This window comes from Streptomyces sp. NBC_01635 (assembly GCF_045209715.1).
GTDB classification, from domain to species: domain Bacteria; phylum Actinomycetota; class Actinomycetes; order Streptomycetales; family Streptomycetaceae; genus Streptomyces; species Streptomyces hirsutus.
Window position 1 is genome coordinate 158,185 of record NZ_CP109277.1, and the last position, 17,268, is coordinate 175,452.

The 17,268-nt window shown below is 67.4% G+C and carries 15 protein-coding genes and 1 pseudogene; 2 read left to right on the top strand and 14 right to left on the bottom strand.

Annotated elements, in window-relative coordinates; all coding sequences use genetic code 11:
* Positions 1-40: 40 nt before the first annotated feature.
* The 11 genes from ssuE to OHB56_RS00795 form a co-directional block, all read right to left on the bottom strand.
* A complete protein-coding gene (ssuE, locus tag OHB56_RS00745; protein WP_326750685.1) occupies positions 41-574 on the bottom strand; it encodes an NADPH-dependent FMN reductase in 534 nt (177 codons plus the stop codon).
* A 78-nt stretch (positions 575-652) separates the two neighbouring features.
* Positions 653-1,513, bottom strand: a complete 861-nt coding sequence (locus OHB56_RS00750) for a PAS domain-containing protein (protein ID WP_326750686.1) — start codon at positions 1,511-1,513, stop codon at positions 653-655.
* A gap of 11 nt (positions 1,514-1,524) precedes the next feature.
* Positions 1,525-2,274 carry a thioesterase II family protein gene (locus OHB56_RS00755; protein WP_406351050.1) on the bottom strand — a complete coding sequence of 250 codons (750 nt, stop codon included), beginning with the start codon at positions 2,272-2,274 and terminating at the stop codon, positions 1,525-1,527.
* Between the two features lie 20 nt (positions 2,275-2,294).
* On the bottom strand, positions 2,295-2,534 hold the full coding sequence (locus OHB56_RS00760) for a hypothetical protein (RefSeq protein ID WP_055594927.1): 240 nt from the start codon (positions 2,532-2,534) through the stop codon (positions 2,295-2,297).
* Positions 2,534-3,106 carry a hypothetical protein gene (locus OHB56_RS00765; protein WP_406351052.1) on the bottom strand — a complete coding sequence of 191 codons (573 nt, stop codon included), beginning with the start codon at positions 3,104-3,106 and terminating at the stop codon, positions 2,534-2,536. Before OHB56_RS00765 ends, OHB56_RS00760 begins: the two co-directional genes overlap by 1 nt.
* A gap of 299 nt (positions 3,107-3,405) precedes the next feature.
* Entirely contained in the window at positions 3,406-4,620 is a 1,215-nt protein-coding gene (locus OHB56_RS00770) for an acyl-CoA dehydrogenase family protein (protein WP_326750688.1), read from the bottom strand.
* Positions 4,617-6,290: an amino acid adenylation domain-containing protein gene (locus OHB56_RS00775; RefSeq protein ID WP_406351055.1), complete on the bottom strand. Its 1,674-nt coding sequence runs from the start codon at positions 6,288-6,290 to the stop codon at positions 4,617-4,619. Before OHB56_RS00775 ends, OHB56_RS00770 begins: the two co-directional genes overlap by 4 nt.
* Positions 6,290-7,348 carry a 2,3-diaminopropionate biosynthesis protein SbnB gene (gene sbnB / locus OHB56_RS00780; RefSeq protein WP_406351056.1) on the bottom strand — a complete coding sequence of 353 codons (1,059 nt, stop codon included), beginning with the start codon at positions 7,346-7,348 and terminating at the stop codon, positions 6,290-6,292. Before sbnB ends, OHB56_RS00775 begins: the two co-directional genes overlap by 1 nt.
* On the bottom strand, positions 7,345-8,316 hold the full coding sequence (gene sbnA, locus OHB56_RS00785) for a 2,3-diaminopropionate biosynthesis protein SbnA (protein WP_326750691.1): 972 nt from the start codon (positions 8,314-8,316) through the stop codon (positions 7,345-7,347). The genes sbnB and sbnA overlap by 4 nt, the downstream gene beginning before the upstream one ends.
* Positions 8,317-8,937: 621 nt before the next feature.
* Positions 8,938-9,831 (bottom strand): AfsR/SARP family transcriptional regulator, encoded by an 894-nt coding sequence (locus OHB56_RS00790; protein ID WP_326750692.1) that lies wholly within the window; start codon positions 9,829-9,831, stop codon positions 8,938-8,940.
* Between the two features lie 644 nt (positions 9,832-10,475).
* On the bottom strand, positions 10,476-11,684 hold the full coding sequence (locus tag OHB56_RS00795) for an MFS transporter (RefSeq protein WP_406358868.1): 1,209 nt from the start codon (positions 11,682-11,684) through the stop codon (positions 10,476-10,478).
* A gap of 54 nt (positions 11,685-11,738) precedes the next feature.
* Between OHB56_RS00795 and OHB56_RS00800 the strand changes: the two genes are divergently transcribed.
* On the top strand, positions 11,739-12,479 hold the full coding sequence (locus tag OHB56_RS00800; RefSeq protein ID WP_326750695.1) for a helix-turn-helix transcriptional regulator: 741 nt from the start codon (positions 11,739-11,741) through the stop codon (positions 12,477-12,479).
* A 74-nt stretch (positions 12,480-12,553) separates the two neighbouring features.
* Here the strand turns inward: OHB56_RS00800 and OHB56_RS00805 are convergent, their stop codons facing one another.
* On the bottom strand, positions 12,554-13,984 hold the full coding sequence (locus OHB56_RS00805; RefSeq protein ID WP_406351058.1) for an APC family permease: 1,431 nt from the start codon (positions 13,982-13,984) through the stop codon (positions 12,554-12,556).
* Between the two features lie 367 nt (positions 13,985-14,351).
* Between OHB56_RS00805 and OHB56_RS00810 the strand changes: the two are divergent.
* Positions 14,352-14,617: pseudogene (locus OHB56_RS00810) on the top strand (helicase); the annotation flags it as partial.
* Positions 14,618-14,635: 18 nt separating this feature from the next.
* Here OHB56_RS00810 and OHB56_RS00815 read toward each other — a convergent pair.
* Both OHB56_RS00815 and OHB56_RS00820 read right to left on the bottom strand, forming a co-directional pair.
* Positions 14,636-15,604 (bottom strand): sensor histidine kinase, encoded by a 969-nt coding sequence (locus tag OHB56_RS00815; protein WP_326750697.1) that lies wholly within the window; start codon positions 15,602-15,604, stop codon positions 14,636-14,638.
* On the bottom strand, positions 15,601-16,389 hold the full coding sequence (locus OHB56_RS00820) for an MEDS domain-containing protein (RefSeq protein WP_326750698.1): 789 nt from the start codon (positions 16,387-16,389) through the stop codon (positions 15,601-15,603). Before OHB56_RS00820 ends, OHB56_RS00815 begins: the two co-directional genes overlap by 4 nt.
* Positions 16,390-17,268 lie beyond the last annotated feature (879 nt).

Consider the following 17,268-nt stretch of genomic DNA (forward strand, 5'->3'; position numbering starts at 1 on the left):
GCGCGGGCAACGGTGGTTCGGTTGTCGCTGGGCGGTGCGGTCAGACGCGCGCGACCAGGGCCTTGCGGAACTGCTCGATGACGCCGTCCAGCAGGCCCGCGCTCTCGGGCCGGATGTCCAGGCCGTCGTCGAGCCGGGTCAGGTGCGTGTCGAGCAGGAAGAAGCTCTGTACGACGTGCCGGGCGTCGAGCGAGTGCGCCACTGGGCGCAGTGCGTAGTCCAGTACCAGCACGTGTGCGGTGCTGCCGCCGGTGGCCAGCGGCAGGACGACCTTGTGCGCGAAGCCGTGCTGGGGCAGCAGATCGAGGAACATCTTCAGCAGTCCGGAGAAGCTCGCCTTGTAGGTCGGCGTGGCCAGCACGATGCCGTCGGCCAGGGCGACCTGCTCCAGGGCCTCGGCGATCCGTGGGTCCGCGATGTCTGCCCTGAGTAGCGGTTCCGCCGGGAGGTCGCGCACTTTCAGATGCCCGGCGTGCCATTCGTCCTCGGCCAGCCGCCGTGCTACGTAGTCACCGACGAGTTCGGTCCGGGAGGTCGGGGAGGGGCTCCCCGAGATCACCAGCACGTGAGACATGGTCACTCCCATGGAGGGGCGGGTTGACATCGTCTGCGGTCCGGGAGGGGCCCCGTACGGGGCCCCTCCCGCCGCGGTTCAGGACGGCCAGCCGAAAGCGCTGACGGTGTCACGGGCGCGCTGCGGCTCGGGGTCGTTGAAGACGAAGCAGCGCGTGTTGGAGACGTTGCCGCCGGCCGCCTGCGCCGTGGAGAAGATCAGCACCGGCTTCGGGGCGCCGTCCCGGGTGAGGAAGTTCGCCCGGAAGTTGATGATCGGCGAGTCCTCGTCCCAGCGGGAGAGGAAGTCGTCCAGCAGGCCCTGGTCTTCGTAGATCTTGCGGATGTGGTGGCCGACGTACTCCGCCGGCTGTCCGCTGTACTCGACCAGGGCGACGTCGGCCGGGTTGGCGTGCATGACCTGGCCGTTGACGCCGATCAGGTGGATGGCCACCGGCGCGACCTCGTAGAACTCGCGCAGCACCGACTCGTGTTCCTTGGTCGGGGCCAGGACGGGGTTGCTCCGTTCGTCGACCGTGCGGATCCAGGCGGCAGCGTCGGAGGTGGGGTCCTCGTCGCTGGTGCTGGGGATCGGCAGCCGCTCGCCGAGTTCCGGCCGGCTGACCCAGTGGATCCTGGTGTCGTCACCTGCGCCGGCGACTACGGCGTTCACCGCGGAGGCACGCTCCTGCGTGCTGTCGGCGCTGAGGTAGGTGACTCGGACGTTCTCGATGCGGCCGTTCTCGTCCAGGTCTGCCAGCAGCTCCGGAAGCACGTCCCTGCCCGCGGCCCTGATCCGGCCGCCGAGGTGGTCGGCTTCCCCGTGCATGAGGACGGACTGCGCCTTGTTGTGCAGCAGGACGGCACCGGAGCGGTCGGTGATCGTGATGCCTACGGAGCTGTTACCGACCACGTCGATCAGCTGCTCGATGGTGGGTGCGTTGGGGTGCTCGACTGTCATGTCCGACTCCTTCATAGGGGTGGCGAGGCGGGTAGGGGGTCGCAGCGGCCGTCCACCAGGTCGGTGAGGACTGTGGCGACGGCAGCCCGGCTGGAGAGGTAGTAGTCGTGTCCGCCGGGAAAGGTGAACGTTCCGAGGAGCGGGCCGGTGGTGAAGGAGGCCCATGGGGCCATGTCGGCGGACCGGGCGAAGGGATCGTCCGTTCCGCAGAACAGCGCGATCGGTGCGTGGACCGGCCGGTGAGTGACGCGGTGTTCCCGGCGCATCCGCACGTCCCGTGCCAGCCATGTACCGTCCGGGTCGTTCTCCTGGCCGGTGGTGTGCTGCAGTGCCGCGAACGCCGCGGCCACGGCGGTGCGCGGGGTGTGGCCGGGCTCCCGAGCGCCGGAGACGGACAAGCTGCGAACGGCGTACCGGGGGTGGGCCTCGAGCCGGATGACCAGTTCGTAGGCGGACAGCGCGCCGAGGCTGTGTCCGAAGAGGTGCAGTCGCCGTCCGTGCGGCAGCAGTGCGGTGATGTCGTCCAGCCAGCGATCGACGGCGGCCGTCACGGATCCGGGTTCCTCCTGGCCGGCCAGTCGGCCGCGTCCGGGCATTTCGCAGTGAAGGGCGGGCAAGGTGTCCGGCAGGTACTCCCCCATCGAGAGGTAAGGCGACTCGACACTTCCCGCGGGCGGAAGAAACAGCACGGCATCGGTCGTTCCCTGAAGGCTGCCCTGTATCACGACGGCCCGTTCTTCCACTAGGTCACCTCCTCGCATCGCGGTATGACTGTTCTCGCCTATACGGAGAGAAAGTTTTTTTCGATGTCCTTGAGCGTGCGGAAGGAGTCGAGGTCGACGGCCGCGAACTCCATCATTTCGCCGCGTAGCTCTTCGATGTGCAGGACGAGTTCCACGAATTGCAGAGAATCTACGATCCGTGACTCGATGATGTCGGTCTCCGAATCCACGTCGTCCTCGGTGAGTTCGGGATTGCGGTGGAGGATCCAGGCACGTACGTCCCGCCAGGTGGCCGCCATCACAGACTCTCCGAGCCGACCGTTTGCGTGACGAAGGCGTTGAACGCCGCGACCCGGTCGGCCACCTCCGAGATGAGTGCCAGGTCCGAGGGACTGATCGGGCCACGCCGGTGCCCCTCGCCGCGCAGCGCGATCAGATGGCCCCCGTACACCCCCCGGTAGGTCATGGGCAGGGCCACAGCCGACTCCGCCTGCCACTGGTGCAGCCGCGTCAGATGCCCCGGGTCGGTCTGCTTCACCAGGCCTTCGTGCGCGCTGATCACGATCTTCTCGGTGCCGTTCACGGAGAGAAGGCACCGTACCCCCTCCAGTGCCGTGGAGTACCCGGTCGGTGACTGGACGACGAGCTGGGAGTGGGTGGCCAGGGCCCCCAGGGAGATGGCGGAGGCGAAGAACGGGACGCAGGCCTTGGCCACCGCCGGCACGACCTCCTTGAGCTGAGGAGTCTGCTGCACGGTTGCACTGATGTGGGCGAGGAATCCGAGAGATTCCTCGGCGGCTTTGCGACCCGCGATGTAGCGCAATGCGGTGTTCCAGTTTTCGGTCGAGGTTTTCTGGTCGTTCTCAGGCATGAATATCCCTCGGTGACGGAGGTGCTGGGGCGGTCGCAGTGCGGGATTTCGGAGAATATATCCACACAGTCGCCGGCGGTGGAGAGTTCCAGCCGTACTGACTTTTCCGCGCTTTGACGCTAGCAGTGGAATTCGCGCACTGCAATACCTTTCCCTTCCCTGCGTCATCATCAGGAATAGGGTCGACAAAGGAGTGCGCGCATATCCGGGAAAACGGCCCTGTCGGTATTCCGTGACGGAACTGAGCGAACCGTGGGGTGATGGGTGTGCCGCAGTGGGTCGGTGGCGGCCCACCAGGGTCAGACGAAGCGGACGTTCGGGTCGAGCAGGCACAACTGCCCGTCGGCGAGGTGCAGCCGGTCGTTGCTGTAGTTGAGCGCGGCGGACCGCAGGTCCCGCAGGCTCTTCTCCAGCCGTGTCGGCGAGTCCCGCAGATAACCGTGGCGCAGACCCACGGCGTCCACCAACTCGTCGACGGCCCGGTAGCACTCCTCGGAAGCGGTGATCTTCAGGCTGTTCAACAGGAGCTGACTGCTCGCACCGGACAGGTCGGCGCCGCTCGCCACCAAGGCCTCGGTGCGGCGGAGCAGGGCGTGGACGGTGTCGAGCCGCTGCCTCACCCGGGAGAGCCGGGTCATCAGCAGTTCCGAGCTCAGGTTGAAGCGTTTGCGGCCGGCCGGGTCGCGCAGCAAGCGCAGGACTCGGGACAGGGCCCCGGCCGCGGTGCCCAGCCACACCGCTGACCAGCCGATGTGGGCGAGCGGCCCGAACACGGACTGCGCGATCTGGTGGAAGGCACCGTGCTCACCGATCACCTGGTGTGCGGGGATGGATCCGGTGAGCGTCAGGGGCAGGCTGTGGCTGGCGCGCATCCCCATCGGGCACCATTCGCCGGTGCCCTCGATCCGCAGCTGATGCCGGTGGGCGTAGACGAGGGAGACGTGGTGGTCGGCGGTCGCGTGCGGGCTGCGCATGGTGATGAGGAACCCGTCCGCCGCGGCGCCACCCGTCACGATCGGCGCGACCCGGTCGACCATCAGGGTGTCGTCGCTCTCCTGCAAGGGCGCGTACGAGCGGAACAGATGACCGCCCTTGCCTGGTTCGGTGGTCACCGAGGCCAGGTAGAGGTCGCCGACGGAGAGCTGGGCGAGCAGTTCTTCACGCAGTGGCGAGGCGGCATACCGGACGATCGCCTCGGACTGCTGGCAGTGCATCGCGAAGATCATCCCGACGGACATGTCGACACGGCCGAGGGCCATGCCGGCGTCCACCAAGTCGGTGAGGGTGCCCGAGCAGCCGCCGTGTTCGGCGGGTACGAGCAGCCCGAGCAGCCCGGTGCGGCGCATCTGCGCGAGAGCCTGCTCGGGGAAGACGGCGTCGCGGTCGGTGGCCTCCAGGTGCTCCTCGGCCACCCGGGCCACGGAGGCGACGCGCTCGGCGAGACTCGTCGCTGCCCCCTCCTGGGCCGGCACGGACGTCTGCGATGGTGCGGTCTTCGCCGAAGTGGTCGTCACGATGCCTCATTCCGGTGGACGGCGGACGTGTGCAGCGACCGGTGGTCGATCTTTCCGTTGTGGGTCAGGGGCAGTGCGTCCCACTCCCGCCAGCGCCTGGGCACCATCGCGGCCGGCAACTGCGCGCTCAGCGCCTCTTGCAGTGCCGCCGCGGAGACCGGGGCGCGTACGCTGTAGTGGGCGACCAGTTCGCCGTGCTCGCCCTCGCCAGAAACGACGACCGCGCACTGGTCCACAGCCGGATGCCGGCTCAGCACCACCTCGATCTCGCCCAGTTCCATCCGGACACCGGACACCTTCACCTGGCGGTCACTGCGGCCGAGGTAGTACACGACGCCGCTGTCGACGCGGGCCAGGTCGCCCGTCCGGTACAGACGGCCGGTGGCGGAGGCGGCGTCGAAGGGGTCGCGGAAGAAGGCTCGGTCCGTGGTGTCGGGGTCGTTGAGATAGCCCAGGCCCACGCCTGTGCCGCCGACGAACAACTCACCGCTCTCGCCCGGTTCCGCCGCCCGCCACCGGCCGCTCTCGGTCTCCTCGACCAGTATGTACAGCGCGGTGTTGGCGACGGGGGTGCCGACGGGCAGCCGGGCACCGGCCAGGTCAGCGGCCGTCACGACGTGATGGGTCACGTCGTCCGAGCACTCCGTGGGACCGTAGGCGTTGACTACGGACACATGGGGCAGGACTCCCAGAGCACGTTCGGCGACCGCCGGATACAGCTCCTCCCCGGTGGACAGCAGCCAGCGCAGTGAGGGCAGTCCCCTCTCGCCGCCGACGCGGCTCAGGTGGTCAGCGAGCCAGCCGATGACGGTGGGGACGAGTTCCACGACGGTGACGGCCGCGGTGCCGAGGGCACCGATGAGCCAGCGGGGCAGGCGCATGGCATCGTCGCCCACCACGACCAGCCGTCCGCCGACCAGCAGCGGGCACAGCATCTGCCAGACGGAGATGTCGAAGACCAGTGGAGCGGTGAACGCGACCGCGTCGTCCGGGCCCAGGTCCAGGTCGGTCGCCTTGGCCCACAAGTGGTTGAGCATGCCTTGGTGCTCGACCGTGGCCCCCTTGGGCCGACCGGTGGTGCCGGAGGTGAAGATCGTGTACCGGATCTCGTGGGAGCGGTCGCCGCTGCGGCTCGGCAGTGTGGCGGCCCGGGCGTCTGACTCCGGCAGGAGCAGGATGTCGGTTTTCCCGGTCACCGCGGCCGCCCGCGCGGCGTGCGCGGTGCCGCCGCTGTAGTCCACCAGCAGCCTGGCCCGGCTGCGACCGAGCACGTCCCGGACACGAACTTCGGGCCAGTTCTGGTCAAGCGGCAGATACGAGGCGCCCAGAGCCTCCAGCGCGAGGAAGACGACCGGGGTGTGGACGCTGCGGCTTCCGACGGTGGCCACGACGTCGCCGGGCCGCACCCCTACGGTACTCAGCGCGTCCCGCGTCACCGCGACGCGGCCCAGTAACTCTTGGTAGCTCACGGTTCGGTCACCGTCGACGACGGCCGGACGGTCGGGGCCGCGTTCGGCGTGACCGATGACATGGTCCAGCAGGGCGGTCCCGGTATCGAGTGCACGGGTGTGGCGCAGGGCGAGCTTTCGCGCTCGGTCAACGGTGTCGGGCGCCAGGGGAAGTTCGGCCCGCACCGGGGTCGAGGTCGTGTGCGAGGGGAGGAAAGTCATCACCGGACCCCTTCCGAACGCGGGGCACTGTGCCGGTCGAGGTCGTGGAAGAACCCGTCGACCGGCCTCAACCGGCCGCCTTCCTGGGCGCGGGCGTGCACATGCTCCCCGACCGTCAAATCCAGAACGCCGAGCCCGAACGGCGAGAAGACCACCGTGCGGTCGGCCGGTGCCTTCAGAGCCCCGGTGAGTACGTCGTACAGAGTGCCGTCCAGGAAGTCCCGCCCACCGGTGCGCTGTTCGGCGAGGTGGACCGATGTGCCCGCCTTGAGGACGTGCTCGACGTCATCCACCACGTTGAAGCTGTCCAGGATGACGTCCGTGCCCAGGTCGCGCAGCGACACATGCAGCACCAGTGGGTGGTGGGCGAACCATGACCGCTCGAGCAGGTGTGGTGTGGCTGCGGTGGTCGCGCAGACGATGACGTCGCTGGAGCGGACCAGTTCCTCCGCGGAGTCCAGCGCATAAACCGGCGCGCCGTCCTTGGTGGTGCGCAGGTGGTCGGCGAATGAGTGCGCGTACTCGGTGGACCGGTCGTGGACGGCGTACTCGCGCGGGGCCCGGCCCAGTGCGGCCAGGTAAGAATGCACATGCCGCGCGATGAGTCCGGTCCCGAGGTAGCCGACGCGCCCGGACGCGGGCCGGTTCTCGCCGAGGGCGCGGGCCGCGACGGCGGCGGAGGCGGCCGTCCGCACGGCACTGATGATCGAGCTTTCCAGGCAGGCGTACGGATAGCCGGTAGCGGGGTCGTTGAGGATCAGGACGGCGGATGCGCGAGGGATGCCGTGGTCGAGGTTGGAAGGGAAGCTGGAGATCCATTTGATGCCGTCGACCGGCCGGCCGCCACCGACCGACGCGGGCAGGGCGATGATGCGGGCTGTGGGCCGGTCGGGGAACCTGAGGAAGTACGACGGAGGGTTGACCGTGTGTCCCTCCCCGTGCAGGCGGTAAGCGGCCTCGACGAGGTCGATGACCTCCGTCTGCCGTCCGTCGAGCACCTCGTGCACGGTGTTTCCCGGGACCACGCAGAACTGGGGGACTTTGGTCTGCTCGCTCACGATGTCTCCAGGATCTTGTCCAGGTCGTCCTGGCTGTAGTAATGGCCGACCCATGTGTCGTTGTAGATGGTGTTGAGGTAGCGCTCCCCCAGGTCAGGCGCTATGGCCACAGCCGTGCGCGTGGCGCCCCCGTGGTGCGCGAACCACTGCGCGGCGGCAGTGATCACCGTTCCGGAGGAGCCTCCGAGGAGAAGTCCGCGGGCGGCGAGCCTGCGGCAGGTGTGGATGGTGTCCACCTCGTGGATGCGGATGACCTCGTCCACGAGCGCAGGGTCGATCAACGGCATGGGCGCACTGGCGCCAAGCCCCGGGATGTGGCGCGGCCCGGGGGCGCCCGCGAAGCTCACCGAGCCCATGCTGTCGACGGCGATGATGCGGATCTCCGGCCGGTGCTCGCGGAAGTAGCGAGCGCAGCCCATCAGGGTTCCCCCGGTGCCTGTTCCGATGAAGAGGGTGTCGAGATCGGGGAAGTCCTTGGCAAGGAGGGCCGCGGTGTTCTCGTAGTGGGCGATCCAGTTGGCCGGGTTCTCGTACTGGTTGAGCCAGACGTGATGCGGATTGCGTGCGCAGCTGCTGCGCACGTACGCCTTGCGGGCAGCGAGGTAGCTGCCGGAGGCATCGGGGTCGTCCACGACGACGACCTCGGCCCCGAAAGCTCGGATCAGTGCCGTGGTGGCCGGGTTGCAGTGCGGGTCGGTGACGCAGATGAACTTCATCCCCTTGGAAGCCGCGATCACGGCGAGCGCCACACCGAGATTCCCGGAGGAGGACTCGATCAGGACCGAGTCCGGCCCGATCAGCCCGTCGCGCTGGGCTGCCTCGACCATCCGGACGGCGGGTTGGATTTTGATGGAGCCTGCGAAGTTGAACCCCTCACACTTGAGATGCAGCGGAAGCCCCAGGCTGGTCCGCAGGTCGATGTACACATCGCCGTCGAGGAGTTCGTGTGCTGCGGAGATGACGGTCATGAATGGTCTTCACTTCCGTTCATCGACACGGTCCGGTGGCGGGCCGCGCCGAGGGGGTGGGGAACCGACGAAGCGGATGGCGCAAGGTACCGGCAGCGGTCCCTCGCGGATCGGCTCCGTGTCATGGGCGCGAGGTCCGGAGCCACGGGTGTACAGGTGCGGGGAAACACGGGTGTCGACCGGGCCGGGAGATCCGGCGCCGAGCCGGTGGGAGATACCCTCCAGGCAGCCACATGCATCCCTTCGAACAGGCTGAGCTCGGTCGGCAGAGACAGGGCACGCACTCGCCGCGGCCGTGAGGACGCGGAGCGGGTAGGCACGGTGCCTCGCCTCTGACGTCACACTGACACTGGTGTGTCGAGATCTACGACGAGAAACGTTCAAGAGCCAGGTGGCACTTGGTACGGGCATTGCCGGAAAGCGCCCCATCGCGCCGCCCAGCCCTGACCGATCGCTCTGTCACGTCTGTGGCCATAGCGGACGCTCATCGGGCTGGGGTACTCGCACCTGCCCTGCCCGACCCGTGCGCCGAAACGCGACCGGCCCCGGGGGTCAATGCAGACGTAGCCGCACTGGTGCCGGCTTCCAGGAAAAGCGGAACTCGCAACCGACAGCGGCCTCTTATTTCGACGAGGCTCCATTCGCACTGAGCGCGAGAGCCATATGTGCGCTCTTGTGCGAGTTCAGTATCGTGCCCTGCAGTTGCTGCAACGGGTAACCCGGTTCAATTCCGATCTCATCTATGAGCCGGGTACGCAGGCGGGCGAACACCTCGAGGGCCGCAGCGCGGCGCCCGTTGAGAGCCAAAGCGCGCATGTACTGGGCATGCAGTCCCTCATGATAGGAGTGCTCGCTCGTCAGTGAGGCGAGTTCGGCGATCACCTGCTGGTGCAGGCCGGCCTCGATGCGGGCGTCGATCAGTGCCTCGATCGTGTCCAGCCGGGACTCCTCCAGCATGAGCCTGCGCGCCTCCAGCACGGCTCCGTTGGGCACGTCCGTGAGGACGCTGCCGCGCCACATGCCCAGCGCCTGCTCCAGTTCCCTGATGCCGGTGTGACTGTCACCCTCGCCGAGGGCCCTGCGCCCCTGGTCAGCCAGCCGCATGAAGTCCAGCCAGTCCAGGTGCAGATCGGAGCTGTGCAGGCGGTAGCCGTTCTTCTGGGTGACCAGCAGTTGGTCCGCGACGTCCTCAGGCCTGAGCTCGGTGATGTTGGCGAGCACCTTGCGGATGTTGAGGACGTACGTCTGCAGGGTCCGCAGGGCGGTCACGGGTGGCTGCTCTGGCCACAGCTCGCGGGTCAGCGTGGAGACGGGCACCACCTGGTCCGGGTGCATGGTGAGCATTGCGAGGACCGTCCGTACTTTGGGTGCTACACTTACCCGTTCCTGGGCGTCCTCGGCATGAAGGCGCATCGGACCCAACAGTCCGATCCTCGCCCGGGCCTGCTTTCGAGTGTCCATGGACCCGACTGCGGCACCGTACATCTGACCTACCGCACACATGCTGACGCGCATACCGTCTCCTCCTGGTCGTCAAGCGTTCGACAGTCATCGTGCATATGCACGGGGACTGCTGCGCCAACATACGTACCGGAAGTCCGGCGCAACCAGAAGGAAATCAAGCCGCTTGGCTTTTTTCCGTCCGTTCCGAACTGGCCATAAGAAGTGTGCTGGGTATCGTCGTGACGGCATGAGAAAGCGATGGCTCCGTACCGCCATGCGCTGTCCGGAGCCATCTGCGGTTGTTTCTCGTCAACTCGCCCGAAAGGCGAGCGACCACATCTCTCACATCTCGAGATGTCCGAGCGAGACCATTTGCGATGTCTTTACTTACGCCTCTGAGCCGATGCGACGCAGCAACAGAGGATTCTCATGCCCTTCATGTCACTCACTCCCTGCCGTCACGCGGGTCGGGCTCGGCGTCCGGAAGGGCGGTGAGCGCAGCCACCTCGCCGTGGCACAGCATCACGACGGCGTTGCAGCTGCACTTGCAGTACTCGACCTCACCATTCGACGTCGAGTGGGCGGACAAGAGGCGCCAAGTCGGCGTGTCGGTGGAGGACGTGCAGCCCCAGGCCAACAGCGGACACTTCTCCGCGGCCGGTAGAAGCGCCGCATCACCGGCCCCTGTGCCCGACCGGAGAGAAGGTTCCGATTCCTCAGCGGAGACCGGGCTGGACGGGAGAGTGTTCGGCATCGGCGTCTTCCCCCTTCGGTGTCGTGCTGCCGGAGGACGGCACGGCGGGTTCGGGCAGGGTGTGGAACAGGAGCCAGGCAAGGAGGGGCATCAGGATGAGTGGGGCCAGAGCGGTCTGCAGCGACGTCCGGTCGGCGAGGGTTCCGATGACCGGGCTGATCAGACCGCCGATGCTCACGGTGAGACCGAGGGTGATACCGCTGGCGGTGCCGATCCGAGAGGGCAGGTAGTCCTGACCGAGCGTGACCTGGAGCGAGAACGGAATGTACAGACCGGCGGAGGTCAGGATGACGAACAGGTAGAAAGCCGGGCCCGGGACGAAGACCAGACCGGCGATCGATCCGGCCGTCAGCAGGTACGACCAGCGCGAAACCCGGACCCGGTCCCAGCGGTTCGCCAGCGCACCGCCCAACACGCTGCCCACCGCGCCGCCCAGGTACAAGAGGAACAGTGCGGCCGTGCCGGCGGCCTTGCTGCCGTCCATGCGCTCGGTGGCGTACAGGGAGACGAACGTGCTCAGGCCGATGAAGGCGATGGAGCGGCACACCACGGCCAGCGAGAGCCGCACGAAGGACGCCTTGTCATCTTTCGCCATCACGGGCGACGCGGCCGCGTCGGACAACCGGGTCTCCAGCACGCGAAGCACGGGCAGGCACAGCGCGGCCCCGACCACGGCCGGCAGCACGAGCAGCGGAGTGAGGCCCAGTCCCCCAAGGGCAACCACGGCGGCGACCATGACCGGGGCCAGCGCGAAGCCGAGGTTGCCGCCCAGCGAGAACCATCCCATCGCACTATGGCTGCCGTCGCTGGCGACCCTGGCCACCCGTGCGGACTCCGGGTGGTACGCGGCCACACCGACCCCGGACACCGCGACGACCGCCAGTGTCACCGCGTAGGAGTCGCTCACTCCGCTCAGCGCGATGCCCACCCCTGCGAGCAGGGTGCTGACCGGCAGCAGCCAGGGCATCGCCCGGCGGTCGGTCAGCACGCCGAAGACCGGTTGAGCCACCGATGACAGCAACGAGGCAGCGAGCACGATGCCCGAGACGGCGGCATAGCTGTACGCGCGCTCGACAACGAAGAAGGGCACGAGAGAGGCGACGGCACCCTGGTAGACGTCGACGCAGCCGTGCCCGACGGATAAGAGCGTGATCGAGAGTTTTCTTCGCACCTCGCTATCGTGGACGGTTCCCGACGTGTCGCGCTTCCGATAAACTGCCAGACGATGACGAAAGTCCGCCACACGCCCGTAGCTCCCACCCGCACCCAGCGACTGGCGTCCGGAGCGGAGATCGACGCGCACCGGCACGACGACCACCAGATCGTCTACGCGGGCCGGGGTGTGCTGTCCGTGACCACGAGCGCCGGTTCCTGGGTCGCTCCGGCAACCCGCGCCATCTGGGTTCCCGCCGACACCGTCCACGCCCACCAGGCACACGGCGATCTCGAACTGCACCTCGTGGGGCTGCCCGCGTGGGAAAATCCCCTGCGTCTGGACGCCCCCACCGTACTTTCCGTAAGTCTGCTGCTGCGCGAACTGATCATCGCCTACACCCGTACGGAGGATGACGACAGCCCGGAACGGATGAGGCTGCATGCAGTACTGCTCGACCAGCTACGGATCTCGGTGCAGCAACCCATGCACCTGCCCACACCGAGCAACCCCCTGCTGCGGACGGTCTGTGACCTCCTGAGGGCCGACCCCTCGGACAACCGCACACTCACCGAACTGGGGCGGGAGGTCGGAGCGAGCGACCGCACGCTCTCCCGGCTGTTCAACAAAGACCTCGGCATGACGTTCCCCCAGTGGCGCACCCAGCTGCGACTCCACCGCGCACTGGTCCTGCTGGCCGAGCAGACACCGGTGACCAAGGTCGCGAACCAGTGCGGCTGGTCGTCCACCAGTGCCTTCATCGATGTGTTCCGCCGTGCGTTCGGTCATACGCCGGGGACGCACTCCCGATGACCGGACCGGTTCAGCCGGCAGGCCGCAGCGCTCCAGCGCGGGGGCTGTGAACCGCTCGGTGGAGGCAGGGTCACTCAGTGATGTGCGGTCTCGTCCGGCCGGTCGGCATCGGAGACGGGTGTGCCGCGCCGAATGAGCCAGGTGATCGTCCACAGGACCACACCGATCAGCAGCAGGACCCCTGCGATGTGGTACTGGTCGGCGGGGCGTCCGGAGGACCAGGGCAAGACCAGGTAGAGACAAGTGATCGTACCCACCACGGGCAGCAGACGGCCTGCTCTGAAGTGCCGCGTGTCGACCCTGTCCCGGCGCAGCACGAGAACCGAAAGGTTGACGCCCGCGAATACCGTGAGCAGGAGCAGCGACGTCGTCCCGCCCAGCAAGGCCACGACCGGGCTGTCGGGTTTGAGTGAGACGAAGGTGATGAGACCGAAGGCGATGGCGGTGGTGAACAGGATCGCCACCTGTGGAGTGCGTCGTACGGCATGCACCTTGGACAGAGAGGGCGGCAGCACCCCCTGCTTGCTCATGCCGTACAACAGGCGGCTGGCCATCAGCATGTTGATCAGCGCGGAGTTGGCCACCGCGAACATGGAGATGAACGGCAGCAGGTCAGCGATGGGGAAGTCGGGCGCGGCCGTCTGCACCACCGTGGCCAACGGAGTCTCGCTGGAGGCGAGCCGGCCGACGGGGACCACAGCGACAGCGCAGACGGACACCAGGACGTAGATCAGTCCGGCGATGCCCAGACCGGTGAGCATCACGCGGGGAAAGACGCGCGCCGGGTCCCTCGTCTCTTCCGCCATGTTGACCGAGTCCTCGAAGCCGACCATCGCGAAGAAAGCCAGCGACGTCGCGGTGCTCACCGCCAGGAACACGCCCTTGTCGGAGGCGGTCTCGAAGGCGACGACACGGGAGAAGTCCGCGTTCCCTCCCGCGATGAAATAGCCGCTGATCAGGACGACGAGGAGCAGGCCGGAAAGCTCCACCGCGGTCAGCAGCACATTGATCTTGAGGCTCTCGGCGACACCGCGGAGATTGACCAGCAGCACCAGGCACATGAAACCGAGGGCGATCAGCAGGACGAGGACGTTCCCCGCATCGATCCCGAAGCCCGTCACCAGATTCGCCGCGAAGGCCCGCGAGGCCGCTGACGCCGAGGTGATACCGGAGCACATCACGGTGAAGCACACCAGGAAGGTCAGGAAGTGCTTGCCGAACGCCTTGTGCACGTACAGGGCGGCACCAGCAGCCTGCGGGTACTTGGTGACCAGCTCCAGGTAGGAGCAGGCGGTGACGAGTGCGACGGCGAACGCGATGACGAACGGCAGCCATGCCGCGCCTCCGACCTCCCCCGCGACCTGTCCGGTCAACGCATAGATTCCGGTCCCGAGTATGTCGCCGATGATGAACAGCAACAGCAGGCCCGGGCCCATCACCCGCTTCAGTTCGGGTTGGCCATCGGTACTCGGTGCGGATGAACTCGGTAAGTCCGTTCGAGACATGGTGCACTCCTTATCGCGGTGGCGGTCGTGGGACTGCGTTGCTCATGGGCATTTTTGCTCAACTGACTTACCCCGATGCAGGCGATATCGACCTTGACCAGATCGTCCTCGGTCGACAGGTGCTCGCGTCGGTCGTACGACGGAACTGCGAGATCGAAGAAGTAGGCCAGGTCGTAGCCTGCTCCCCGTCGGCGCAGCTCGCCGACCGTCTCGTTCCACAGATGTGTCGGCCTTCCCTCCGGAAGGGACCGTCCCGTGCCGAAACAATGGGGGAAGCGGACGTCCGCTCTCGTCCGGTCGGCCATAGTGGCCAGGCCAGAGCTCAACCCCGCGCAAGGGCCCGACGACGGTAGACCACGGCACCGACTTCGAGATCGACATGCTGGAGATCCGCGGCCCCTCCCCCCGTCCTCGGGGAATCGAGGAAGCGCAGCGGGGCCGGCGCCCGGCGCTGCCGCAGACCGCACTTTTGGAGCACGCTGCGGCGTACAGCCTGCGTACGGTCATGCCCTTCCACCAGAAGATCGAGGAAGCCGCCGCGTTCGCGGAGAAGCTGCCGCAGACGGCAGCCGAGCTGTACGTCAACGACGCCTCCGCCGGCGACCTGCCACGGCAGAGAAGCTGCCGAAGTCAGGGACTGCGGACCAACCGTCAACCTTGTTGCGGGACGTCGATATGGAGGCGGATGGTGGTGCCCTGGTCTCGGGTGGAGCGGATTTCGACCAGGTCGCAGAGCTGGTGGGCAAGCCAGAGGCCGCGGCCGCCGATCTGCTCGGTGGTGGGGCGGGTGCGGCCGGCCATCACGTCGGAGATGTAGCCGGCGTCGCGGAACTCGCACAGGAACGTCGCGTCCTGGGCCCAGGTGCGCAGGGTCCCGCGGCCCCCGCCGTGCCGGATGCTGTTCGTGGCGATCTCTGTGACGGCGACGGCCAGCTTGCGCTGCTGATCGTCCGGGACGCCCGCGTCCGATGCGCACTGGGCGACCTTCGAGCGGATCGCGGTCAGGTCACCGTGTGTGTAGCTCAACTCCTGGAAGGGGTCGCACGGGGGGTGCAGGGCCTCGAAGGGATATTCCTCGGCGGTGAGGTAGCCCTCGTTGCGAACGCAGTGGCCGTCCTGGAGGATCAGGGGGTGACAGCGGGACAAGGACTGCAGGGCGCTCTGGTCCTCGTCGGCGTCGTCGTAGGGGCACAGCATCGACCAGGCGGAGCTGCGGGCGAAGGCCCGGTTCAAGAGCCACTCGTGATAGCGCAGCTCAGAGAGGTGCGCGGCGTTGCGGGCCTCACGCCAGGCCGTCTCTCCGATGCCGCGTACCGGCCTGTCACCCTCACCGTGCTCGTTCATCCAGTCCACCCAGGCGCCGACGAGCCGGCCGGGGTTGGGTCCGAGCGTCGTGGTGTCGACGAAAGTGACGGCGGGCTCGTCGGCGAGTTCGCCGCGCAGGAGTGACGCCTTGTCCGGGGGGACGGCGACGACTACGGCCTCGTCGCCTTCCAGTGCCTCATGGATGTAACCCAGTGTTCCGGACAGGAATTGCGCGTCCCCGCGGTAGGGGTAGAGCTCGTGGCGGAACGAGGGTTGGGCCTGGCCGGACGGATGCGAGGGCGAGATCGCGGTCATGCGGCCATCACCACCGGCACGCCGGCGGTCGCGTAGCCGGCGAGTTCCCAGCACAGGCGTACGGTCTCGTTGGCGCCTTCCACGACGATCCGGCGGTCCGGCAGGTGACGGGCGGCGTCAACGAGTGCGTGCATGCCTGCGGCGTCGATCATGTCCAGGGCGTCGAAGCGCATCTTCACTTTGGATGAGCGCCTGATCGCTGCGCGTGCCGCGGTGTTGAAGGCGTCCGCGCACTCCGAGTCGATCACTCCGTCAACGCTCCAGCTGTCGGCACCCGTGCTGTACATCCGGAAGGCCGGATGTACAGCGCGTATGCCCATCTCGTGCGGGTGCACACATGCCACATGTTCCAGCGTAGGCGCATCCCACTGCGACGGCCTGAAAGCGCACACCACGATGGCGTTGTTCTCCGAGGCGAACTCATCGAGCTTCAGCTCCTGGGCCACCAGTTCCTCGGTCCCGCTGAGCGCTGCCGCAGGCACCCGCTCGGTGAGTACGCGCACCGACCGGTAGCCCTCCCTGGCTGCGGTACGCGCTTCCCGGCGCACCGCAGCCAGGACAGAGTCGGGGTCCGCAACGCGCGGAAAGTCGAGAATCACCGAGGCCGATGGCACATCATCACGGGCAAGGCCGGAGGCGGCGCCGGTGGAGCCGACCACCACGATCTTGTCGCCGTACAGAGCGCCGTCAGCCACGTAGGCGAGCACATCTGCGGGGGAGGTAGCGGCTGAGTCCGCGTGCCAGCAGATGTGGTCACCGAGATCGACGTCGTCGAACGTAGCCAACGTCCGCGCCACTCTCACCTGGTCCCCTTTCCGATCTTCCAACCCGTCCTGGGATACAGAGGGTACTGGGCCAGCCGGGAGATCGTTAAGCCGAATGGAGATCGGCCAGGTGAGCGTGCGCCGGCAGGAGGATCTGTCGCCTGCGTATCAGCTGGGACAGCCGCTCAGTGGTCTGCTCCAGGCCACGCGGGCGAACCTGTACGGCTTCGGCCGGCGGGAACACCGGCCGAGGGCGCGAATGAACGGCGTGGTCTCGAAGCGCGGACACCTTTGCGACACGGGGCTTTGCGCGCTTCGCGAGGGATGCGGCGCGACTCCCGCCAGGAGTGATCCTGCCTGCGCACTGAAGGTGGAAGGCCAAGAGGCAGGAGATCGAGTCGGCACAGAAGGCGCCCACGGCCACCAACGTCGTCGGTCTCGTGTCGGTCCTGCAAGGCAGCATCGACAAGGCTACGCCGCGAGAAGAGCGCCGCCTGGACCCGGCATCCGTACCACGCCCCATGACGTGGACGGGCTTGTTACCCCTCCCTCACTCTTCCGGGACGGCCGGCAGCAGGACCGACAAAAACTTGCGACGGCCTCGACGTGCGGTTCGCCGAGCAAGAGGGAACTTCCAGCGCGGAAGTCTTACGCGGAAGATACGGAAAAACAGCAGGATGACTTCGCCATGTCGCGAACGCGCCGGACCCTCGACAGAGACACGCCAAGGGGTGCCATGACCGGCCAGGAGAGTCAGCTGGCGTAGGCGATGGCCAGGACGGTGAGACTCCTCGTCTGCCCGCCGGTGCTCATGGGGCGGGCGGACATGAGCCGAGCAGGCCGAGAGTCCGCCGGACCGGCGGCTTGCGCCGCGTGGTGACGGACTACGCCTCGTGCCCC

Coding starts and splice junctions, on each gene's coding strand:
- ssuE (WP_326750685.1), bottom strand. CDS start 574: ATGTCTCACGTGCTGGTGATCTCGGGGAGCCCCTCCCCGACCTCCCGG.
- OHB56_RS00750 (WP_326750686.1), bottom strand. CDS start 1,513: ATGACAGTCGAGCACCCCAACGCACCCACCATCGAGCAGCTGATCGAC.
- OHB56_RS00755 (WP_406351050.1), bottom strand. CDS start 2,274: ATGCGAGGAGGTGACCTAGTGGAAGAACGGGCCGTCGTGATACAGGGC.
- OHB56_RS00760 (WP_055594927.1), bottom strand. CDS start 2,534: ATGGCGGCCACCTGGCGGGACGTACGTGCCTGGATCCTCCACCGCAAT.
- OHB56_RS00765 (WP_406351052.1), bottom strand. CDS start 3,106: ATGCCTGAGAACGACCAGAAAACCTCGACCGAAAACTGGAACACCGCA.
- OHB56_RS00775 (WP_406351055.1), bottom strand. CDS start 6,290: ATGACTTTCCTCCCCTCGCACACGACCTCGACCCCGGTGCGGGCCGAA.
- sbnA (WP_326750691.1), bottom strand. CDS start 8,316: ATGACCGTCATCTCCGCAGCACACGAACTCCTCGACGGCGATGTGTAC.
- OHB56_RS00790 (WP_326750692.1), bottom strand. CDS start 9,831: ATGCGCGTCAGCATGTGTGCGGTAGGTCAGATGTACGGTGCCGCAGTC.
- OHB56_RS00800 (WP_326750695.1), top strand. CDS start 11,739: ATGACGAAAGTCCGCCACACGCCCGTAGCTCCCACCCGCACCCAGCGA.
- OHB56_RS00805 (WP_406351058.1), bottom strand. CDS start 13,984: ATGTCTCGAACGGACTTACCGAGTTCATCCGCACCGAGTACCGATGGC.
- OHB56_RS00815 (WP_326750697.1), bottom strand. CDS start 15,604: ATGACCGCGATCTCGCCCTCGCATCCGTCCGGCCAGGCCCAACCCTCG.